This is a genomic window from Thalassobacillus sp. C254, assembly GCF_001310615.1.
In genome coordinates this window covers 89,725-110,813 of the sequence record NZ_BAXQ01000003.1, presented here as the reverse complement: position 1 = coordinate 110,813, position 21,089 = coordinate 89,725, and the positions used below count along the sequence as shown (strand labels likewise).

Genomic DNA, 21,089 nt, shown 5'->3' with positions numbered 1-21,089 from the left:
TAGGTGTTCTTTGCTCCAATAGACCGAACAATTGCAAAGCTATGTCAAATTATAACCTAAAATTTTTTGTTGTTGCACCTTGGTGCATTGCGACTCCTTTCGGGTTTACAGGATTTATATATAGGAAGAAATACGCTGTTCCAAGCTTAAATTTTTTTAAATTGAAGGTTTTGTGAAAGTAAAGTATGGAAACTGATTGTCTTATTTCTTCCTTATCCTCCCTATTCTCAAGACGTATAAAAAGTGTCGAAAAAGGCGAACCTAACGCTAAAATAGTTTGGTGGAAGGAATTTTTCAATATGAAAAGAAAAGCTGGTGTTTCAATTGCAATCTTTGTTTCTCTTTTCAGTCTTGCCTTTGCATTAAATTCGTACACCTCCCGGCCATTTCCTAGTATGCCCCCGGAGAGCAATGAAAATGAGTATGAGATTTTTCAAGCGGAGACTCCAATGACTGATGCCAGGCCTGAACCTTTCTCCCAAGGGAATACATTCGAATTTATCAGGGAATTGAAAATGAGCAGAGTTCATAAAAAAGCAGCCGTTTAACAAAAAACGGCTGCTTTTTCCAATGAATTCAAGATGACATTCTGTTTGTCAAAGGAAGACGGACATGAAGTGAACGGCGCTCAAGTTCAGATTCAATTAATTGAATAAAGTCTTCATTAAGACGAAGGGATACGGCTTTCAGATATGCTTCCACTAGCAAATCATCTGGCAATTGTTCCATAGGTAAATCCGCTTGATAAGCGGATGGTCACCTCCTTCATTTATTCACTTTTATGACTTATTCATGTATGTAGGTGGGAATCAGATTCAATTTGTTAAATCAAATGTTATCATGTAATGGGTAAGAGAACAATCGTTCGATTTATCCACAATTTCCCGTGGATAAATTGTGTACAATCTGTATATAAATTCATTTTTCAGGGTACTGTCGGTTGTTAATTTGGGGATATAATTATCCACAACCATGAAACGAGCTTGGTTTTTGTCGAAAAGTTTTGGAAAAAAGTTAGCATATTTGAAAAAAGAGCCTATTATCGTTATACTTTCAGTTTAGTTACATAATGGTACGGCTAAGGAAAACATAACGATGGAGAAAGCTAAGAATGAGGGTGAATTGAGTGCTGCGACAATTTATGCCGGATGAATTTATTGAGAGTGTGTATGAACTTGATGTGGTTAAACTGAAAGAAGAGGGCATTAAAGGGATCATTACGGACCTTGATAATACGTTAGTGGAATGGGACAGGCCAGAGGCTACGCCTGAACTTCTTGAATGGTTTAAAAAAGTAAGGGACAGTGGGTTCAAGATCACTATTGTTTCTAATAATAACGAAAGACGTGTCCGTTTGTTTTCTGAGCCAACAGGGATAGGTTTTATTCATTCCGCCAAGAAACCAAGCAGAAAAGCTTTTGTAAAAGCTTGTAAAGAGATGGGGCTGCAGCGAGAAGAGGTTGTTGTCCTGGGTGACCAGGTACTGACGGATGTATTTGGAGGCAACAGAGCCAGATTTAAGACAATATTAGTGGTTCCGGTAGCTTCCACTGATGGTTTTTTACGAAGATTAACAGAAGGGTTGAGCGCAGAGTGCTTAAACGTTTGAAAAAAAGAGGGCTTATCCAATGGGAGGATTCCAATCGTGAGTGAACAGGAAATTGTATGTACAGGGTGTGGGGTAACTATTCAAACAGAAGATAAGCAGGGAATGGGTTATACCCCGCCATCAGCATTAGAGCGAGATACCATTACGTGTCAAAGATGTTTTCGTTTAAAACATTATAATGAGGTGCAGGATGTGCCTTTAACAGATGATGATTTTCTTGCGATTTTAAATCAGTTAGGGCAGACAGATGCTCTTATAGTAAAAATTGTAGATATCTTTGATTTTAACGGAAGCTGGCTCCCGGGCCTTCATCGTTTCGTAGGAGACAATCAAGTCCTTCTCGTCGGAAATAAAGCTGACTTACTCCCTAAATCTGTAAAGCAAAACAAAGTAATCCAATGGATGAAAAAGTCTGCGAAGGAACTGGGACTGAAGCCGGCTGATGTCATGCTCATGAGCGCTGAAAAGAAATACGACATCGACAAAGTAGCGGAAGCAATTGAACAATACAGGAAGAATCGTGATGTTTATATTGTAGGTTGTACAAATGTAGGAAAATCCACTTTCATAAATTCCCTTATTAAGCAATTCGGAGGGGAAGAGGAGGAGCTGATCACGACCTCTCACTTTCCAGGAACGACTCTTGATATGATTGATATACCGTTAGAAGATGGAAAAAGCCTATTCGATACCCCTGGTATTATTAATCACCATCAAATGGCTCATTTTGTCAGCCAAAAGGAATTAAAGGAAATCACTCCCAGGAAAGAGATCAAGCCAAAGATTTTTCAGCTTAATGAAGGACAAACTCTTTATGCTGGCGGCATGGCACGGTTGGATTTCCTTCAAGGAGAAAGAAACTCCTTTGTTTGTTATTTTGCAAACGATCTTTCGATTCACAGGACAAAGACAGAAAAAGCTGACGAGCTTTATGAAAATCACTTAGGAGATATGCTTTCTCCTCCTGGTAAGGAAACAGCCAAAGAATTTCCGCCTTTAAAACGCCAGGAGATCACCGTTAAAGAGGAGAAAACAGACGTGGTGATTTCCGGCTTGGGCTGGATTAACGTAAGTGAAGCGGGAGCAAAAATTGCTGTATATGTACCAGAGGGGTCTCATGTCACCATACGTGAGGGTATTATTTAATCCGCTGGTTCTGTTAAGAAGAGTGTTGATTTTTTTATAGATAAACGAGCGAACTGTATTCGTAAATAAAATGAAATAAGCCAATTCTTAAAAAGAGAGGTTCGGGGGAGGAAAAAAGAAATGGGAAACTTGTATGTGTTGTTTGGCCACCCGGTTGGTCATTCTATGTCGCCGATTGTGCACAATGAACAATTTTCATTGCTGAATATACCTCATCATTATCACGCTATTGACGTGGAGCCTGGAAAAATAAAAGAAGCAGTGGAGGCAATCAAGGCCCTTTCCATTGCTGGAGCTAATGTCACGGTTCCCCACAAGGTTGAAATCATGAAACATCTGGATCATATTGATGAAGAAGCCAGGATCATTGGAGCCGTCAATACCATTGTAAATGAAAATGGTGTATTAACTGGATATAACACAGATGGACAGGGATATCTTGAATCACTTCTTGAAGTGACTGGCCCTGATATTTCTGATTATAAGATCCTTGTAATAGGTGCCGGGGGAGCGGCAAGAGCGGTAGTTACCGTTTTATGCCGTTACGGGGTAAACGATCTAATGATTACAAACAGAACCCAGGAAAGGGCTGAAGCCTTATCCAAGGACTGCGGAGGTCAGGTAATCAGCAAGGAAAAGGCAGAAGGAATGCTCTCAGAATTTGATGTTATTATTAACACCACTTCAATTGGTATGAGTCCAAACACTGACGAGATGCCGATGAGTGTGGAAGGGATGAAACCAAAGACAATTGCAAGCGACCTAATATACAATCCTTTACAAACAAGGTGGCTGGCTGAAGCGGAGAAACGAGGTGCCGTGACCCACAGCGGAATAGGAATGTTCGTGAGGCAGGGCGCTCTGGCGTTTAAAAAGTGGACGGGACAGGAAGCTGACCTGGAAATCATGACGAAGACCGTGTTACAACAATTAGGAGGCAAAAATGACTAAGTTAACTGGTAAGCAAAAGAGATTTCTCCGGAGCCAGGCTCATCACCAAAAGCCTATTTTCCAAGTTGGAAAAGGAGGAGTAAATGAGAATTTAATAAAACAGGTGATTGATGCCTTGGAAGCACGGGAATTAATTAAAATAAGCGTACTTCAAAATTGCATGGATGATAAACATGAGGTAGCAGAAGCAGTAGGTAAAGGAGCAAAAGCAGAAATTGTCCAGGTGATCGGCAATACCATTGTTTTATATAAGGAATCAAAGGAAAATAAATCTATAGAGCTTCCTTAAATTCTAAGGAGTGAACCTAAGTGGCAATAAAAGTTGGAATACTCGGAGGAACGTTTGATCCACCTCATCATGCTCACTTGATGATAGCTCAGGAAGCTTTAACGGAATGCGGGCTCGACGAGGTTTGGTTTATACCAGTAAATGTACCTCCTCATAAACAGAGATCTTCGACGACGAGTAATCGTCAAAGAAAAGAAATGATTCAACTTGCTATTAATGATAATCCCTTCTTTAAACTGTCTACTATAGAACTTGAACGTAATGGTCCTTCCTATACAATAGATACAATTAAACAACTTAAGAAAGAAAACCCGTCTCATGAATATTATTTTATTATAGGGGGCGATATGGCAGAGCAGCTGGATACGTGGCATGAAATTAATGCTCTTAAGAAATTGGTCACTTTTACGGTAGCCGCCCGTCCGCCATATAAATCATCACCACCTTTTCAGGAAGGAATCTTAATAATGGAAGCCCCGCAGCTTGATGTTTCTTCCACTGATATTCGTTTGAGGGTTAAAATGGGAAAAAATATTCAATATTTAGTCCCTGATTCAGTGAGAGAATATATTAAAGAGAGGGATTATATGAATAGAGCCACTGCTCTTGAAATTGTAAAGGAACAGTTGACAGGCGAACGTTACACGCATACATTAGGAGTTACAGAAACTGCCGTGGAGTTGGCGAAATTATACGGAGCAGACGTACAAAAAGCTGAGATAGCTGCTATTTTCCATGATTATGCGAAGTTTCGTTCAAAAAGTGAAATGCTTGATATCATTGAGGAGCAGAAAGTCAGCAAAGAATTCCCAAGGTATGGAGATGCTCTTCTTCATGCACCTGCTGGAGCGTTTTTAGTTGAAAAGGAAGCAGGAATTAAGGATAAGGAAATACTTTCTGCTATATACTGGCATACTACCGGACAAGCGAGAATGACATTGCTGGAGAAGATTATTTTTATTGCCGACTATATCGAGCCTAACCGTTCTTTTCCAGGCGTGGAAGAGGTCAGAAAAGAAGCATACCACAATCTGGACAGTGCAATTATTATGTCTCTTCGTAATACCATTCAATTTTTACTGCAAAAAGGCCAGCCTGTTTTTCCGGAAACACTGGCTGCATATAACGAACTGGTGTTAGAAAAAAATAAAAATCGAAAGGTCAGGTGTTTAAATGCAAGATAATACTATTCTTCAAATGGCTGTGCAGGGAGCAGATGATAAAAAAGCTGAGGACATTGTAGCGCTAGATATGAAAGGAATTTCCCTAATCGCAGATTATTTTGTTATCTGTCATGGTAATTCCCATAAGCAGGTCCAGGCTATTGCTCACGAAATTAAGAAAGCAGCCCAGGAAGAAGGATATGAGGTAAAACGCCTTGAAGGGTATGAACAAGCGAAATGGGTATTAGTTGATCTTGGTGACGTAGTAGTGCATATCTTCCACAAGGATGACCGCCATTACTACAACCTTGAAAAACTCTGGGGAGATGCCCAATATGTAGAGCTTGAAAAGGTGTTAAATTAATATACAAAACGCCGATCCTGAAGCGGGGTCGGCGTTTTTTGACGACTGGGGTTCCTGCCTTTACAGACAAGGATAATTGTGTATAAGTAATATTTTATTAAAGTAAGGAGGAGACCAAAATGAACGCCTATCAGGGCTTTGCTTATTATTATGATGAATTAATGGAGGAGGCTCCTTATAAAGAATGGGTATTATGGATAGAAAAAACATTAACTGCAAATGAAGTGACAGCTCCTCATTTGTTAGATGTGGGCTGCGGTACAGGTAGGATCATGGCTGATTTGATAAAAAAAGGATACCGAATAGATGGTGTTGATGCTTCAGAGGAAATGCTTGCAGTCGCTAACGAGAAAATGCCAAAAGATCAGGGATCACGACTTTTTTGCCAGGATATGAGAGAACTCGAAGGGCTGGGAGTTTTTGATACTGTTATAGTAACGTGCGATTCCTTAAATTACCTTGTAACAAAAAAGGATGTGGAAAAAGCTTTTGCTTCCTTTTATTCTCATTTAAAAACAGGAGGACTGTTATTATTTGACGTTCATTCTCTTTCGTACATGGAAGATGTACTGGCAGGATTTCAGTTTGCCGAATCGTTAGAAAATCGAAGCTGTATATGGAATTGTTATAATGGCGAGGACCCATACTCAGTGGAGCATGAACTGACATTTTTTATTAAAGAAGAAGACGGCAGATATAGAAGATTTGACGAATTTCACTATCAGCGAACCTTTTCTCAGCAGGAGTATGAAGATATGCTCAGGGCTCAGGGATTTAAAAATGTAAGAGTTACTGCTGATTTTACGGACCAACCTCCTGGTCAAGGCAGTGACAGGCTATTTTTTACTGCAATTAAAAAAGATTTACAATAATAAGACTTTTCAGTAAGATAGAGACAGGCTCTTTAAGAGTCCTGTCTCTTCGTAAATTTCTCAGCGAGCAGTTCTTTATCCTCGTAATACTTTTCATGTGTTGCCTTAAACAAATCTTCGAACATTCCCTCTGATTGTCTATGGAGAACTTTAAGTCCCTCACCAGTAATTCCCCCTGGAACGTGGACCTTTTTCTGCAAGGAAGGAAGTGTATAAAATCCCTTTTCAAAAAGAGAGGATAACCCTTGGATCATTTCTGCAGTCAGGTACTCTGCATCCTTTCTCTCAATTTCCGTTTCACTCACCGCAGCATCTATAAAAGACTGAAGCAGATAGCTAAAGAAAGCAGGCCCGCAGCTTACTATGTCGCTTGCTACACGAGTTACTTTTTCTTCAATCTCGTGAGGGTGGCTGAATTCCGAAAACCAATTTGCGATCTTTTCTTTTTCGTGAGTTTCCCAGTTCGAACCGTAGGTCAACAACAAGACGCCTTTACCAGCACGATTTGTTATGCTTGGTATAGATCTCATAACCTTACAGGGAAGCGATTGTTCCAGCTGACCGACTTCTACCGGACTTGTGATTGATGAAACAATGTGATCTCTTGTTACGTAGGGAGCGATCTCCTGAAGAACATCTGGAAATTGTAAAGGTCTTACACAAACAAATAGTAAGTTGCTTTGCTTTACTACATCAGATATCTTCTTTTTCAGCTTTATGCCGGGATAAGCATCTGCCAGCTTTTTGGCTTTATCCAGCGTACGATTGGTAATAATCATTTCTTCCTTTTGAGCAGCTCCGCTTTCAACAATAGTTTCCACTAATATCCTTCCCATGTTTCCAGTCCCAATGACACCCACCTGCATACTATATGCCTCCTTTAAAGGCTCAGTATGACCCCATACTTTTCCCTTATTCTTTACTATCTCATCGATATGAGAAAGTGACTTTTTTTATGACTTTCGATTAATGTATGACTGAATCATTTCTTTTGTCACGTTTTTTCGCTGAGGAAACCGGTAATGTGCCGCAATTTGATTCATTTCCTTTGTAATTTGGTTAATACGCTGTACTGAAATTTCTCCAGGGTCTTTTTTGGCCTGTGTCAGTGTTTCTTCAATTGCCTCTTCTCTACGCAGATCAAGTGCCAAAAATTCTTTTTCCTTTAGTAACCGTTTCTCTATTTGTCCTGATATCGCTTGATGAACACTCATGTTATATTCCTCCTATTTTCAATAAAGGCAGGTGTTTTGTTTTGCTGGAAAAGGTTAAATGGATAAGCTATATAGCCGGCGGGTGTATTTTAACCACACTTAGTGTACTTTGGTTTCTTCCTAATGACAATACGGAAGAGCTGCAATTTTCACATTGGAGCCAGGAAGAAGATATTTACTCAGATGAGGAGGTCAACAAAGAGGAACACATACAGGCTGACCCACTATGGATTAAAATAGACATAAAAGGAGAAGTAAAAGCATCAGGGGTGTATGAAATGGAGGAAGGAAAGAGAGTTATTGATGCGATTGAAAAAGCAGGGTGGTTAACAGATGAAGCAGATGAGAGACACGTGAATTTAGCAGAAACATTACGGGATGAAATGGTGATCTATGTACCGAGGGAAGGGGAGCATGGTGAAGGAGAATATCATTTCGGGACTGACAACAGCGGTCCAACTAAAATCCGGGTGAATTACGCTGATGCTATAGAACTCGAAGCCATTCCCGGGATTGGTCCGGCTAAAGCTCAAGCGATTATTACCTATAGAGAGGATCATGGACGGTTTAGAGAAATTAATGATTTAGAAAAAGTAGGAGGAATTGGACCAAAGTCAATAGAACAAATGAAGGAGTATATTTCTGTAGATTAATAGAATTGCAGCTTGCTGCATGAGGAGGAGAAGTGGTGGAACGTAAGAATGAATGGAAATTAGAGACAATGGCCGTGCATAGCGGTCAGGAAGTTGACCCTGCTACTCAGGCAAGGGCAGTGCCCATTTATCAGACAACGTCATATGGTTTTAAAGACACTGACCATGCGGCTGATCTCTTTTCCTTATCTGAATTTGGGAACATATACACCCGAATAATGAACCCTACCCAGGATGTGTTTGAAAAAAGAGTAGCTGAAATGGAAGGCGGTGTGGGAGCTTTGGCAACGGCAAGCGGAAGCTCAGCCATTCACCTTGCTATTTTAAATATATGTGAAAGCGGGGATGAAATTGTAGCTTCAAGCGGGCTTTATGGCGGTACTTATAATTTGTTTATGCACACTTTACCTAAGCTTGGGATTACGGTTCACCTTGTCGAAGGAAATAACCCAGGAGCCTATGAGGAAAAGATCAATAAAAGAACAAAACTTGTTTTTGGCGAAATGATAGGCAACCCTAATGGTGATATTTTTGATATTGAACAAATAGCCGAGGTGGCACATAGTCATGACATTCCTTTAATCATTGATGCTACGCTGGTTACGCCATACTTATGCCGGCCTTTAAGCATGGAGCAGATATCGTTGTTCACTCTGCCACCAAGTTTATTGGGGGTCATGGAACTTCTATTGGAGGAGTCATTGTGGACAGCGGCAAGTTTAATTGGAAAAATGGAAAGTTTCCCGGGCTGACCGAACCGGATCCAAGTTATCATGGCGTTGTCTATACAGAAGCGGTCGGTGACCTGGCATATATTATAAAAGCAAGAGTCCAATTGCTCAGAGACCTGGGGCCGGCTATTGCGCCAATGAATTCCTTTTTATTACTTCAAGGGCTTGAAACTCTCCACCTTCGCATGGAGCGCCATTGTGAGAATGCCGTTAAGGTAGCAGAATATTTAGAAGACCATGAACTAGTGGACTGGGTGAATTATCCTGGTCTTGAATCTCATAGAACATATGAGCTTGGCAGGAAATATTTACCCAAAGGACAGGGGGCTATTTTGACCTTTGGAATACGCGGGGGATTAAGAGAAGGCAAGAAACTGATTGATTCTTTAAAGCTTCATTCCCACGTTGCAAACGTGGGAGATGCTAAATCGCTTGTGATTCATCCTGCAAGCACTACTCATCAGCAATTAACCGAGGAGGCGCAAAAAGCTGCAGGTGTTACCCTGATCTTATCCGTCTATCAGTGGGCATTGAGCACAGCAGCGACATTATCGCTGACCTTGATCAAGCCATAAAAAGAAGCCAGGAGTAAAGAAAGCTTTGACGGCTGGACGTTCCTGCTCTACACTATTATCTGAAATAGATTGTGTAGGAGTGAAAAGCATGGAGAGAATCTCCTGGGATCAATATTATATGGCGCAAAGTCATTTACTGGCTTTACGGAGTACATGTACGAGATTGATGGTAGGGGCCACGATTGTCAGAGATAAAAGGATTATTGCAGGGGGCTATAATGGGTCAATTTCAGGCGGAGATCACTGTCTGGATGAAGGCTGTTATGTCGTGGATGGCCACTGTATTCGTACGATCCACGCTGAGATGAATGCTCTTTTACAATGCGCCAAGTTTGGGGTGGCTACAGAGGGAGCGGAACTTTATGTCACTCATTTTCCGTGCGTTCATTGTGCCAAAGCAATTATCCAAAGCGGAATAAAAAAAGTCATTTATGCTACGGACTACAAAATCACCCGTATGCACAGGATATCCTTCAAAAGCCGGTGTGAGTGTCATGCAGGAAGAACTTGAAGATACAGTTCTGGACTATAATAAAAGTGAAAAACTTTCCTTTACCGCAGACCTGCTCAAGAAATTAGAAAATGCCGGTGTAGATTCCGTTGAAATGAAGGATTTGCATGAAAGAGCAAACCAGTTATTCACATCCTCTTGAGAAAAGCAGGTGATGAATGGGTGAAAGGCAAGGTTTACTTGCTGGCGCTGGCAGCATGCCTTGGCACAGCTGCAGCGATGGAAGCTTCGGCAAAGGCGGCAGGAGGAGCACTGTTCCTTCTTCTTGTCCTTTGCTTTCTTAAAAGAGAAAAACATAGCGTTTATCTTTTTATTGTTTGTATATTTCTTATATCCCTCTTTAGAGGGATTGCTGCAGACAGCAATAACGTAACTTCTATTTCTCCTGAAACCTCCTTTGTTGAAGGAAAGATTATGGCAGGTCCTGATATAGATGGTAACCTGTTGACGATGACCCTCTCTCTTCCTCACAAAGAAACCCTTCCTGTAAGCTATATTATTTCTTCCCCAGAAGAAAAAGAAGAACTGCAAACTCTTGCGCCGGGACTTCACTGCCGGCTGCCTGGTTCACTATCTCCTCCTTCAAAATCTTCCAATTTCGGAGCCTTTGATTATCAGCAATATCTGTACAGGCAATCTGCACATTGGGTGTTTACACCGGAGCATTTAACAGCATCCCACTGTCTTTCAAAGAGTACTGATATGAAGGACAGACTGAAAGTATGGAGGCACGAGGCATTCACTGGATTGAAAACGTCTTTCCTGAGGACGTACAAGGACTAATAGCAGCACTCATTTTTGGAGAACGAACCCTATTGGAACCTGACCTTCTTTCATCTTATCAAAAATTGGGACTTGTACACCTGCTCGCAGTATCAGGCCTTCATGTTGGTATTATTACTGGAACTTTGTTCTACATATTCATTCGTCTGGGAATCACACGGGAACGGACGTACAGTCTTCTAATTGCGTTTCTCCCGGCCTACATTATTTTAGCAGGCGGTGCTCCTTCAGTGATAAGAGCTTCCATGATGACTTTACTTGTGTTGATATGTTTAAAATTGAAGCTTCCCATTTCACCTATAGATGCAATAGCTGGGTATTTATTTTTTTATTGTGGCACACCCCCTTTTATCTCTTTCATATTGGCTTTCAGCTGTCTTTTCTAGTGAGCTTTTCCCTGCTTGTCTCAAGTCATAAAATTTTTTCAAACGTAAAGGGAGCGGCTTTTCAACTTTGCTTTGCCAGCCTTATCGCCCAGCTCTCCTCTTTTCCTTTACTGGTTCTCCATTTTTACTCGGTTTCTTTCCTCAGCTATCCGCTTAATTTGTTTTTTATACCGTTTATCTCTCTTTTCGTTCTTCCAGGTTCCTTTATGTTATTTTTCCTTTCCCTTTGGTTTCCTCCAGCCTACAACATCTTTATTATTCCTTTTACTTCCATTGTTACGTTATCACACGAGGTGCTGCACCAGGCAGCAAGTATTCCAGAGGCCCAAGCTGTGTTTGGCAAGCCCTCCTCGGTCATAATAGGGTTATTTATAATAACCACTTATATCCTGTTTCTATCTTTTGAAAAGAAAAAAAGAGCAATTGTTGCTGCTTCTTCACTCTGGGTAATGGCTGCAGGTATTCAGCTGGCTGTTCCCTACCTTGATAAAAATGGATATGTAACGCTGCTTGATGTGGGACAGGGAGACAGTATTCTAATTGAGCTTCCATTCAGAGAAGGTGTGTATTTAATTGATGCGGGCGGTCACGTAGCTTTTGAAAGAGAAGAGTGGCAGGTGCGGTCGTCAGTTTATGATCCAGGTGCCAGGGTGGTGGTTCCCTATTTGCAGCAAAGAGGAATTAAGCAAATTGACAAAATGATCGTCTCTCACGGACATTGGGATCATTACGGCGGAATGTTTGCTGTGATGAAAGAAACAAAAGTAAAAAGCGTGTTATACGGAAATGTTCCTCTTGAAGGAGAGGGAGAAAGAGAGTTGTTTACCGCAATGAGCGAACGGAAAATACCTGTATACGCTGTATCGGAAGGTGACAGGTGGAGTGCATCGGGAGTTGATTTTCTTGTTTTATCGCCAAAAGGAAATGAAAGCAGTGTAAATAACCGATCCATTGTTTTATGGATGAAAACAAAAGGAGAGAATTGGCTGTTCACGGGTGATATGGAAGGAGAAAGTGAAAAGCGCTTTATAGAAGAGCATGCAGACGTAAGGGCTGATATCTTAAAAGTCGCACATCACGGCAGCCAAACGTCGACTTCGCCAGAATTTATAAAACAAATTCAGCCGAAAGCAGCTCTGATTCCAGCGGGGAGATGCAACCGATTTGGGCATCCCCATTCCTCTGTCCTTGAAACATTGGAACAAGAGGATGTCATGGTTTTTCGCACTGATGTTCATGGCTCGGTAAGATTTACATTTACGGAAATGGGCGTGAAAGGATGGGAGGTAATGAGGTCAGAAGAAGGGGAAGTGAGCTGTTCATAACATACAAAAGGACTGTCCCGGTGACAGTCCTTTTATGCCTTACAGGTTGCCAACCACTTCAACGACCGTGGCCACAACAAAGATAAGGGTAAAAAATACAAATGAAACAATAAATCCAACAGCTGAATCAATAGCGTCATTCCGCTTACTTTGAACATCTTTTTCAAAATGATTCATATTTAATCCCTCCTCGTACACATTTTAGTATAAGCGAAGCTATTTTAAAAATCCATAACGTTCACTAAATTCACAAACAGAATTTCCCTCATTGAAAACTCCGGACAAGTCTGATTGAAGAATATAACACAGGAAGGAGTGTATTCCCCTGATTGTAAAGAGTTGTCACCTATAGTTTGCTGCCGCATAGGATACCATAAGAGAGAAAGAAAGAACGCTCAACCGTTAAGAAAGAGGTTCCTAGGTCTTTTTCTTAACGTTTATCATAAATGGAAAGTGCCGCCTTTCCGTGCTGGTACTTTCCTTTTACTTACTGAATGGGACTCCTCCTGAGAAAGGTGGAGTCCTTTAAGTTATGATTGATAAATAAGAGTAGAAAAGATAGTATAAAAATAAATATTCTTGTCCTGCCTTGTTTTATACAGGTATGAGTGATAAGAAAAATCAACTAAAGAGGCTGAAGCTGTATGTCATATATAAAACTGAAAGAAAAGATAAAAAAAGGACAGTTAGCTCCTTTGTATTTGCTTTATGGCACTGAACAATACTTAATAGATGAAATTACACAGCAGCTTCTTAGTAAGGCATTGACCGATGAAGAAAGGGATTTTAACCTCTCGGTATATGATATGCAGGAGCAGCCTGTCGATTCAGCTGTAGAAGAAGGGCAGACTCTTCCTTTTTTTGGTGATCGGCGTGTGGTGATTATAAAAAATGCTTCGTTTTTAACAGGAGCAAAAGGTAAAGATAAGATAGAACATAACGTGAAAGTGCTCGAAGAATACATAGAAAACCCGCCTGGTGAAACCTTGTTTATTATCATCGCTCCATATGCCAAGCTTGACGAACGGAAAAAGTTAGTGAAGAAATTAAAAAAGCGGGGGAGAAGTGCTCCAGGCGGATTCATTTGACGATCAATTAAAAGCAAAATGGCTTCAGGATAAAGCAGAAGAAATGAACCTGTCCCTCCCTTCAGAGGCTAAGGAAAAGCTTCTTCAGCTGGCGGGCAGAGATTTGATGCAGCTTGCTTCTGAGTTTCAAAAGCTGGCTCTTTACGCCGGAGAAAGCAAGTCCATTACTGTAGAAGCAGTTGAAATGCTTATTGCACGCACGTTGGAGGAAAATATATTCGCTTTGGTGGAAAATGTGGTATATGGGCGGACAGAGAAGGCACTACGTATTTATTATGACCTTTTAAAACAGAATGAAGAGCCTGTAAAGATCCTTAACTTGTTTGCCCGTCAGTTCCGAATTATTCTTCATATTAAAGAGTTAAGCAGACGTGGGTATTCCCGGCAAAAAATAGCAGGCCATTTAAAGCTTCACCCTTATGCTGTTAAAATGGCTGAACAGCAGGCAAAGGGTTTTTCCGAGAAAGAGCTGGCCTCTATTTTAAAGGAACTGGCAGAAATGGATTATCAAATGAAAATGGGTAAAATGGACAAAAAGCTGATTTTGGAATTATTTATTACCCAGTTAAAAAAAGAGCCAAAAAAGCAAGGCCCCGCTAAGAGCCTTGCTTTTTGTATAAGTAAAGATTTTCTACATACGAACAAAAACGACTCCAGTGAGTCGTTTTTTCGCATGGTTACTCAAAAATTTATTGAGCAATCTCGTTTAAGCGCTTTTGCAGACGAGATTTTTCTCTAGATGCAGCATTTGTATGAATCAAATTCTGACCTGCAGCTTTGTCCAATTTTTTCGTAGCAAGGAAGAACAATTCTTTTGCTCCCTCAACATCGTTGTTATCTGCTTTTTTGTAGAATTCCTTAACTGCAGAACGCATAGCAGATTTGAACGCTTGATTCTTCACACGCTGTTGTTCGTTAAGCTCAACGCGTTTGATGGCAGATTTAATATTTGCCATTTACTTCACCTCCTTGATGGGGATCCATTGGTTCTTTTTAAATCAATACAACATAATGGATTCTACCAAAAAAGCGCAGCCTATGCAATACAAGAATAAAACGGCTAAAACAGGACACGATAGGAAAAATATAAACAAAAATATTTTTGGCTATCATTTTACAAGGGGGATAGAAGTGGGTGAAGATCTAGATTTATCTCGCTTTTCGGTAAGAACGGACCTGGCAATGGAAGCAGAACAGATGGTAAAGGAAAGAGAACAGAGTACAAAAGAGCCCGCAAAGGAAATCAATGGTGTGATAGTAAAAGAGAAAACTGAAGATGGAGTGAAAATGGTAAATGTAACCATCGACAGTAAGGGCTCAGAGAGAATAGGAAAAAAGGCAGGAGAATATTTAACTTTTGAAGCACAGGGGATTAGAAAGAAAGACACTGAACTCCAGAAAAATTTAGAGAGAATTTTTGCAAGGGAGTTCAACGCATTTTTAAATAATATAGGGGTAGAGGATTCGGCCAGCTGTCTAATAGTAGGACTTGGAAACTGGAATGTGACACCTGACGCCTTAGGGCCAATGGTTGTTGAAAAGCTTGTTGTAACAAAGCACTTGTTTAAAGAGGCTCCTGAACAGGTGGAGGAAGGGTTTCGCTCCATTAGTGCGATCAGGCCTGGTGTGATGGGGCTCACAGGAATTGAAACGAGTGATATTATCATGGGAATTATAGAAAAAACAAAGCCGGATTTTGTGATAGCTATTGACGCCTTAGCTTCTCGTTCCATTGAGAGAGTGAATACGACAATCCAGGTTTCTGATGCAGGAATCCATCCGGGTTCAGGGGTGGGAAACAAACGTAAAGAGCTTAGTAAAGAAACACTGGGAATTCCAGTTATAGCTGTAGGCATTCCAACCGTTGTGGATGCAGTTTCCATTACAAGCGATACGATCGACTTTTTGCTAAAGCACCTGGGAAGAGAAATGAAAGAAGGGAATCGACCTTCAAGGGCGTTAGCTCCAGCAGGGATGACCTTTGGTGAAAAGAAAGAATTCACAGACGAGGATATGCCGGAGAAAGAAAAAAGAGAATCTATTCTTGGGATGATTGGCAGCCTTGAGGAAAATGAAAAGAGACAGTTGATTCAGGAGGTTCTTGCTCCTCTTGGCCATAACCTGATGGTTACTCCAAAGGAAGTGGACGTTTTTATGGAAGATATGGCCAATGTTATTGCTGAAGGTCTGAATGCTGCTTTGCACAAATCAATTGATCAGGATAATACTGGAACCTACTCTCATTAATGAAGAGTAGGTTTTTTTGTTTATATGCTTTTTTTACGTGACGGCTTTTCCTTCCCTATTGTCCATAAAGTTTGAATTCTCCTTGCGCCATAGTTTTCTTAAGCCTCTGGACATTTCCGCAGACCCGTGGGTAACCAATCCCCCATTCGTGTTCCCCGATACAGATCTAGTCTGTGCTTTCTCAGGAACCCTCCTGCGGGGCCTTCGAATCGTCGTGTTATTTATCCGTTTATCTACAATACAATTGACTTATAAGATCAACATCCTCCCTTAATTAGAGTCTGACTTAAAAGAACGCATTGTAAGCCTTATCACCATAGTAGAGATAAACCTATCAAAATTTAATAGAAATCTGTTCTACAGCTAAGGAATGAGTACATAAAATAAAGCTATGGGAGGGATGTTATGAAAAATTTCAAAAAGCAGCGTATCCATCCTATTTTTGCTGTGGAACGGACAAGCATTAAAAGCTTTATCCTTTTTGTTGTGTTTGGCCTAATGATGACTTTTATTTTGGTTGCAATGTTAACCTCTTTTGAGCATAATAAGCATTTTTCATCAACAGCTGTTCATGGGTGGACAAATAAGGTCCATAATGAGGTCCTTGTTGAATTTCTTTCTATGGAAAATGTTTACTTTGGACAAGCACTCCCGGAGGGGTACTCATCACCTTCCTTTTCGGCTATGGCATTTGAGATGATGACAAGTGTAAATTTTGAGGATCCTAGAACATTTTTAGGGAGAGAACTTCCTGGTTTTGCTTTATTTGATGGCCGGATTGTAGTAGCAGGGGAAGGAACTGATTTTACAACCATGCCAATTGAATCAGCTCCTCCAATGGAAGTATTAATGGAAGAGCGGGCAGCTTCTGAAGTCGCGATGAATGAAACAGAAAAAACTAAAGAGACTCCTGAAGCGGTACGAGAGCCTGGAGAGGAAGTGGTCGCCCATATCATTCACTCCCACAGCCGTGAATCATTTCTGCCTGAGCTTGAGGAAGGGACACAGATTGCATTTCATCCAGATGTTAACATCACCAAAGTCGGCGAAAAGCTGGGAGAAGCCTTAGAAGAGCGGGGGATAAAAACCGATGTAGATACAAGCGATATCGAAGCTATGCTTCAGGAACAGGGACTTGACTTTCCTCAATCCTATGACGTTTCAAGAGACCTGGTAAAAGAAGCGATCGCCGAAAATGAAAAACTGGACATGTTTTTGAAATTCATCGAGATTCACAACCCCGGGACGTTACGACAATCACGATCAACGGAGAAGTGTATGCACGAACCTTTTTTGTCATTGGTGAAAATCATGCCAATTATGAGAAGAATTTAGCGATGGCTAAAGACCTCCATAACCGTTTAGAGAAATCTTACCCGGGATTAAGCCGGGGGGTCCTTGTGAAAGGCGGCGGCGGCTCCAACGGGAGGTATAATCAGGACCTTTCGGAACGATCGATTTTAATTGAAATGGGAGGAATTGAGAATACCCTGGAAGAGGTCTATCGTTCAACGGATATTATGGCCGAGGTAATTAGTGAATTTTACTGGGATGGAGAGGAAGTAGATTCACAAGGAGATGATTAATTTGAAAATTATTGCCGGGCTGTTAATTATCACTCTCTTATTCATCAGTGGAATGCTCGTGGGACATTATCACGCGCACGAACAGTTTAAAGAGATAGCCGAGTACGAAAGAGAATTGGTTGTGATCGAACAAGCCAAGAAGGAAAGAGAAAAGAAGGAAGAGAAAAAAAGCATAGAAAGACAAGCAATTACAGATGACCTGACACAAAAGCAGGAAGAAGTAGCGGAAAGAGGATCCGTTAACTTTTTCTCTAAATTAGGAAAAACTCTCAATGTCACAGGACAATGAGAGTTCTTTTTTTATACAAAAAGGAAAACAATTTCCTATTAGGGGACAGGACAGAAAGTTTCATGGCAAGCAATTGAATATAATACGGGCGGTTGTTATAATAAAGGATAGTCTTTCCGAAAAGAGCGGGTTGAACGTGCTTTAGTACATAGAGACAAAGAGCTCATTCCACCATGGGAGTGATTTATAGTGAAGAAGGAAGAAAAGTTAGAAAGACAGCAAAGAATACGGAATTTTTCCATTATCGCTCATATTGATCACGCAAGTCCACTCTTGCCGATCGTATTTTAGAATCAACCAGTGCGTTAAGCCAGCGGGAAATGAAAGACCAGATGCTGGATGCGATGGATCTTGAAAGAGAGCGAGGCATTACGATTAAGTTGAATTCAGTCCAGCTTAAGCACAAGCATAAGGACGGAGAAGAATATATTTTTCATTTGATTGATACACCGGGCCATGTCGATTTTTCATACGAAGTTTCCCGAAGCCTGGCAGCTTGTGAAGGAGCTCTTTTAATTGTTGATGCTGCTCAAGGGATCGAAGCCCAGACTCTTGCCAACGTTTATCTTGCACTGGATAACGATTTGGAGATTATTCCTGTTATCAATAAGATTGATCTTCCAAGTGCAGAGCCAGAAAGAGTAAAGCAGGAAATTGAAGATGTTATTGGTCTTGATGCTTCTGATGCGGTTTTGGCATCTGCGAAGAGCGGCATTGGAATTGATGATATTCTTGACCAGATTGTTGAAAAGGTACCGCCTCCTGAAGGAGATCCAGCGGCGCCCCTTCAGGCCATGATTTTTGACTCCTTATATGATACATACCGGGGAGTCATTGCTTATGTCCGGATTGTAGAAGGCACGGTAAAGCCCGGACAGAAAATTAGAATGATGGCAACCGGTAAGGAGTTTGAAGTTTCGGAAGTGGGGGTTTTTACACCCAAACCGGTTTCCTGTAATGAATTAACGGTCGGAGACGTTGGGTTTATTACGGCTGCCATTAAAAACGTTGGCGATTCCAGGGTGGGGGATACGATTACCCATGTACACGCACCTGCTGCCGAGCCGCTCCCTGGGTATAAGCGGATGAACCTATGGTTTTCTGCGGTCTTTACCCGATTGATGCCAACAATTACAACCCACTTCGAGATGCCCTGGAACGTCTTGAGCTAAACGACAGTTCTCTGCAATTTGAGGCAGAGACCTCACAGGCACTTGGGTTCGGTTTTCGCTGCGGCTTTCTTGGACTCCTTCATATGGAAATTATCCAGGAAAGAATTGAAAGAGAATATGGTATTGATCTAATTACAACAGCTCCATCTGTTAATTATCACGTGTACTTAACAGATGGAGAAGTACTTGAAATTGATAACCCATCCAAAATGCCTGACCAGCAAAAGATTGACAGTGTGGAGGAGCCATATGTCCGTTCAACGGTTATGGTCCCTAATGATTATGTAGGTGCTGTCATGGAGCTTTGCCAAGGGAAACGAGGCGACTTTATTGATATGCAGTATATGGATGAGAACCGTGTTAATATTGTATATGAAATACCTCTTACTGAAATTGTGTATGATTTCTTTGACCAGCTGAAATCAAGTACGAAAGGCTATGCTTCTTTTGATTATGAGCTGATTGGCTATAAGACCTCCAAACTTGTAAAAATGGACATTTTGTTAAACGGGGAAACAGTTGACGCTTTATCGGTTATTGTCCACCGGGATTTCGCTTATGAAAGAGGAAAAGCGATCGTGGATAAACTTAAAGAATTGATACCAAGGCAGCAGTTTGAAGTCCCAGTTCAAGCGAGTATTGGATATAAGATCATCGCCCGAAATACAATCAAGGCCATGAGGAAAAACGTGCTTGCAAAATGTTACGGGGGCGACATTTCTCGAAAACGGAAGCTCCTGGAAAAGCAAAAAGAAGGAAAACAGCGAATGAAAAGCGTCGGGAAAGTTGACGTTCCTCAAGAAGCATTTATGTCCGTTCTGAAAATGGACGACAGCAATAAGAAGTAAGGCCACTTGCCGCAGGGATACCCTGCGGCTTTTCCAAATCAGAAACTATTAATGAGCAAAGGAAGCGTTTAAGAGGTATGGCAAAATCAATATATATTCATATTTCCTTTTTGTGAGCATATTTGTTTTTATTGTGACTTTAACAAGGTATATGTTGAAAATCAGCCAGTTGATGCATACATTGACGCGCTGATTACCGAAATGGAAATGGTGTTTTCAGCACAGCCTCCTGATCAGATTGAAACCGTTTATATCGGAGGGGGCACACCTACAGCATTGTCCTCGGCCCAGTTGGATAAACTATTAAGAGCGGTAGATGAAATGCTTTCTGGTCACCCTGTAAAGGAATATACGGTAGAGGTAAATCCAGGAGGGGCGGATGCTGAGAAGCTGAAGGTAATGAGCCAGTACAGTATAAATCGTTTAAGCCTGGGAGTTCAGAGCTTTGATGATGACCTACTAAAAGCAATCGGCCGCACTCACCGTGAAAAAGATGTTTATTTTACAATAGAAGAAGCTAAGAAAAACGGCTTTAGTAATATTTCCATTGATTTAATGTTTGGGCTCCCAAATCAGACGATAGAGCAGTGGAGAGAAAGTATTATGAAAACAGTGGCTCTCAACCTTCCGCATGTATCTGCCTACTCTCTAAAGATTGAAGAGAAGACAATCTTTCATAACATGATGAGAAAAGGAAAACTGTCACTCGTTCCTCAGGATGATGAAGCAGAAATGTATGAGATACTGTTGCAACAAATGAGTCGCTCACTTCTTCATCCCTATGAAATCAGCAATTTTGCTAAAGAAGGTTATGAAAGCCTCCATAATCAAACGTATTGGGCAAATGAAGAATACTACGGATTTGGAGCAGGTGCCATGGCTACTTAGCAGGAGTCCGCTATGCAAACATCGGCCTTTGCCACATTACCTATCGGCTGTACAAGAGAATAACCTTCCAATTAAAGAAAGTCATAACGTTACTCTCCAAGAGAAAATGGAAGAGGAAATGTTTATGGGGCTGAGAATGGATAAGGGCGTGGATAAGCAGCGCTTTTTGAGAAAATATCAGAAATCAATAGAGGAAGTTTTTTCTCGTCAGATTTCTTCCTTGGAAGAAGAAGATTTAATTATAAATGAGATGGAAACGATAAGGTTAACACAAAGAGGTAAGCTGTTAGGGAACGAAGTGTTCGAAAGGTTTCTCCTTATTTGATAAAATAGTGAAGGGTCATCGTTGACAAAAAGTGAGGCATTTGATAATTTAACATTAGATTTAGCACTCGTAAT

The 21,089-nt window shown here is 41.0% G+C and carries 18 protein-coding genes and 8 pseudogenes; 20 read left to right on the top strand and 6 right to left on the bottom strand.

Going from position 1 to position 21,089, the window contains the following annotated elements:
• Positions 1–49 precede the first annotated feature (49 nt).
• Entirely contained in the window at positions 50–376 is a 327-nt protein-coding gene (locus tag JCM19033_RS23175; RefSeq protein WP_157049741.1) for a hypothetical protein, read from the bottom strand.
• Between the two features lie 200 nt (positions 377–576).
• A complete protein-coding gene (locus JCM19033_RS21955) occupies positions 577–729 on the bottom strand; it encodes a sporulation histidine kinase inhibitor Sda (RefSeq protein WP_083465275.1) in 153 nt (50 codons plus the stop codon).
• A gap of 397 nt (positions 730–1,126) precedes the next feature.
• Between JCM19033_RS21955 and JCM19033_RS05090 the strand changes: the two are divergent.
• The 8 genes and pseudogenes from JCM19033_RS05090 to JCM19033_RS05055 all read left to right on the top strand — a co-directional run bounded on the left by JCM19033_RS05090 (position 1,127) and on the right by JCM19033_RS05055 (position 6,394).
• Positions 1,127–1,653, top strand: a pseudogene (locus JCM19033_RS05090) (YqeG family HAD IIIA-type phosphatase).
• Entirely contained in the window at positions 1,646–2,755 is a 1,110-nt protein-coding gene (gene yqeH, locus JCM19033_RS05085) for a ribosome biogenesis GTPase YqeH (RefSeq protein ID WP_054635508.1), read from the top strand. The pseudogene JCM19033_RS05090 and the gene yqeH overlap by 8 nt, the downstream one beginning before the upstream one ends.
• Before the next feature lie 120 nt (positions 2,756–2,875).
• A complete protein-coding gene (gene aroE / locus JCM19033_RS05080) occupies positions 2,876–3,706 on the top strand; it encodes a shikimate dehydrogenase (protein WP_054635507.1) in 831 nt (276 codons plus the stop codon).
• On the top strand, positions 3,699–3,995 hold the full coding sequence (gene yhbY, locus JCM19033_RS05075; protein WP_054635506.1) for a ribosome assembly RNA-binding protein YhbY: 297 nt from the start codon (positions 3,699–3,701) through the stop codon (positions 3,993–3,995). Before aroE ends, yhbY begins: the two co-directional genes overlap by 8 nt.
• Positions 3,996–4,015: 20 nt before the next feature.
• A pseudogene (locus JCM19033_RS25090) lies at positions 4,016–4,519 on the top strand (nicotinate-nucleotide adenylyltransferase); the annotation flags it as partial.
• A gap of 63 nt (positions 4,520–4,582) precedes the next feature.
• Positions 4,583–5,179, top strand: a complete 597-nt coding sequence (gene yqeK, locus JCM19033_RS25085; RefSeq protein ID WP_054635631.1) for a bis(5'-nucleosyl)-tetraphosphatase (symmetrical) YqeK — start codon at positions 4,583–4,585, stop codon at positions 5,177–5,179.
• Positions 5,169–5,522 (top strand): ribosome silencing factor, encoded by a 354-nt coding sequence (gene rsfS / locus JCM19033_RS05060; protein ID WP_054635505.1) that lies wholly within the window; start codon positions 5,169–5,171, stop codon positions 5,520–5,522. Before yqeK ends, rsfS begins: the two co-directional genes overlap by 11 nt.
• Positions 5,523–5,641: 119 nt before the next feature.
• Entirely contained in the window at positions 5,642–6,394 is a 753-nt protein-coding gene (locus JCM19033_RS05055; protein ID WP_054635504.1) for a class I SAM-dependent methyltransferase, read from the top strand.
• A 32-nt stretch (positions 6,395–6,426) separates the two neighbouring features.
• On the opposite strand, the gene comER is transcribed toward JCM19033_RS05055, so the two are convergent.
• Together comER and JCM19033_RS05045 are read right to left on the bottom strand one after the other, a co-directional pair.
• Entirely contained in the window at positions 6,427–7,260 is an 834-nt protein-coding gene (gene comER / locus JCM19033_RS05050; RefSeq protein ID WP_054635503.1) for a late competence protein ComER, read from the bottom strand.
• An 87-nt stretch (positions 7,261–7,347) separates the two neighbouring features.
• A complete protein-coding gene (locus tag JCM19033_RS05045) occupies positions 7,348–7,608 on the bottom strand; it encodes a DUF2533 family protein (RefSeq protein WP_054635502.1) in 261 nt (86 codons plus the stop codon).
• Positions 7,609–7,649: 41 nt separating this feature from the next.
• On the opposite strand from JCM19033_RS05045, the gene JCM19033_RS05040 reads away from it, so the two are divergent.
• The 5 genes and pseudogenes from JCM19033_RS05040 to JCM19033_RS05015 all read left to right on the top strand — a co-directional run bounded on the left by JCM19033_RS05040 (position 7,650) and on the right by JCM19033_RS05015 (position 12,572).
• Positions 7,650–8,261 carry a helix-hairpin-helix domain-containing protein gene (locus tag JCM19033_RS05040; protein ID WP_054635501.1) on the top strand — a complete coding sequence of 204 codons (612 nt, stop codon included), beginning with the start codon at positions 7,650–7,652 and terminating at the stop codon, positions 8,259–8,261.
• A gap of 68 nt (positions 8,262–8,329) precedes the next feature.
• Positions 8,330–9,584: pseudogene (locus JCM19033_RS05035) on the top strand (homocysteine synthase).
• Between the two features lie 71 nt (positions 9,585–9,655).
• Positions 9,656–10,220 (top strand): annotated as a pseudogene (locus tag JCM19033_RS05030) (ComE operon protein 2).
• Complete coding sequence (locus tag JCM19033_RS05025) at positions 10,217–10,861, top strand: ComEC/Rec2 family competence protein (protein WP_054635500.1); 645 nt, start codon at positions 10,217–10,219, stop codon at positions 10,859–10,861. The pseudogene JCM19033_RS05030 and the gene JCM19033_RS05025 overlap by 4 nt, the downstream one beginning before the upstream one ends.
• Positions 10,801–12,572, top strand: a pseudogene (locus JCM19033_RS05015) (DNA internalization-related competence protein ComEC/Rec2). The gene JCM19033_RS05025 and the pseudogene JCM19033_RS05015 overlap by 61 nt, the downstream one beginning before the upstream one ends.
• 39 nt (positions 12,573–12,611) lie before the next feature.
• On the opposite strand, the gene JCM19033_RS21945 reads toward JCM19033_RS05015, so the two are convergent.
• Complete coding sequence (locus JCM19033_RS21945) at positions 12,612–12,749, bottom strand: YqzM family protein (RefSeq protein WP_083465272.1); 138 nt, start codon at positions 12,747–12,749, stop codon at positions 12,612–12,614.
• 467 nt (positions 12,750–13,216) lie between these two features.
• Here JCM19033_RS21945 and holA (JCM19033_RS25080) point away from each other — a divergent pair, with 467 nt between their 5' ends.
• Together holA (JCM19033_RS25080) and holA (JCM19033_RS25075) are read left to right on the top strand one after the other, a co-directional pair.
• Positions 13,217–13,660, top strand: a complete 444-nt coding sequence (gene holA / locus JCM19033_RS25080) for a DNA polymerase III subunit delta (protein ID WP_054635497.1) — start codon at positions 13,217–13,219, stop codon at positions 13,658–13,660.
• Positions 13,638–14,399 carry a DNA polymerase III subunit delta gene (gene holA, locus JCM19033_RS25075; protein ID WP_054635496.1) on the top strand — a complete coding sequence of 254 codons (762 nt, stop codon included), beginning with the start codon at positions 13,638–13,640 and terminating at the stop codon, positions 14,397–14,399. Before holA (JCM19033_RS25080) ends, holA (JCM19033_RS25075) begins: the two co-directional genes overlap by 23 nt.
• On the opposite strand, the gene rpsT is transcribed toward holA (JCM19033_RS25075), so the two are convergent.
• Entirely contained in the window at positions 14,350–14,616 is a 267-nt protein-coding gene (gene rpsT / locus JCM19033_RS05000) for a 30S ribosomal protein S20 (RefSeq protein ID WP_054635495.1), read from the bottom strand. The genes holA (JCM19033_RS25075) and rpsT overlap by 50 nt on opposite strands.
• Positions 14,617–14,791: 175 nt before the next feature.
• On the opposite strand from rpsT, the gene gpr reads away from it, so the two are divergent.
• The 5 genes and pseudogenes from gpr to hemW all read left to right on the top strand — a co-directional run bounded on the left by gpr (position 14,792) and on the right by hemW (position 21,015).
• The gene (gene gpr / locus JCM19033_RS04995; protein ID WP_054635630.1) at positions 14,792–15,907 is read left to right on the top strand and encodes a GPR endopeptidase; all 1,116 of its coding nucleotides are present in this window, start codon (positions 14,792–14,794) and stop codon (positions 15,905–15,907) included.
• A 405-nt stretch (positions 15,908–16,312) separates the two neighbouring features.
• Positions 16,313–17,493, top strand: a pseudogene (spoIIP, locus tag JCM19033_RS04990) (stage II sporulation protein P).
• On the top strand, positions 17,486–17,782 hold the full coding sequence (locus tag JCM19033_RS04985) for a hypothetical protein (protein ID WP_157049738.1): 297 nt from the start codon (positions 17,486–17,488) through the stop codon (positions 17,780–17,782). Before spoIIP ends, JCM19033_RS04985 begins: the two are co-directional and overlap by 8 nt.
• 189 nt (positions 17,783–17,971) lie before the next feature.
• Positions 17,972–19,802, top strand: a pseudogene (gene lepA / locus JCM19033_RS04980) (translation elongation factor 4).
• Between the two features lie 77 nt (positions 19,803–19,879).
• Positions 19,880–21,015 (top strand): annotated as a pseudogene (gene hemW, locus JCM19033_RS04975) (radical SAM family heme chaperone HemW).
• Positions 21,016–21,089 lie beyond the last annotated feature (74 nt).

Coding starts and splice junctions, on each gene's coding strand:
- yhbY (WP_054635506.1), top strand. CDS start 3,699: ATGACTAAGTTAACTGGTAAGCAAAAGAGATTTCTCCGGAGCCAGGCT.
- rpsT (WP_054635495.1), bottom strand. CDS start 14,616: ATGGCAAATATTAAATCTGCCATCAAACGCGTTGAGCTTAACGAACAA.
- aroE (WP_054635507.1), top strand. CDS start 2,876: ATGGGAAACTTGTATGTGTTGTTTGGCCACCCGGTTGGTCATTCTATG.
- JCM19033_RS04985 (WP_157049738.1), top strand. CDS start 17,486: ATGATTAATTTGAAAATTATTGCCGGGCTGTTAATTATCACTCTCTTA.
- yqeK (WP_054635631.1), top strand. CDS start 4,583: ATGAATAGAGCCACTGCTCTTGAAATTGTAAAGGAACAGTTGACAGGC.
- JCM19033_RS21955 (WP_083465275.1), bottom strand. CDS start 729: ATGGAACAATTGCCAGATGATTTGCTAGTGGAAGCATATCTGAAAGCC.
- JCM19033_RS05055 (WP_054635504.1), top strand. CDS start 5,642: ATGAACGCCTATCAGGGCTTTGCTTATTATTATGATGAATTAATGGAG.
- JCM19033_RS05045 (WP_054635502.1), bottom strand. CDS start 7,608: ATGAGTGTTCATCAAGCGATATCAGGACAAATAGAGAAACGGTTACTA.
- comER (WP_054635503.1), bottom strand. CDS start 7,260: ATGCAGGTGGGTGTCATTGGGACTGGAAACATGGGAAGGATATTAGTG.
- rsfS (WP_054635505.1), top strand. CDS start 5,169: ATGCAAGATAATACTATTCTTCAAATGGCTGTGCAGGGAGCAGATGAT.
- holA (WP_054635497.1), top strand. CDS start 13,217: ATGTCATATATAAAACTGAAAGAAAAGATAAAAAAAGGACAGTTAGCT.
- JCM19033_RS21945 (WP_083465272.1), bottom strand. CDS start 12,749: ATGAATCATTTTGAAAAAGATGTTCAAAGTAAGCGGAATGACGCTATT.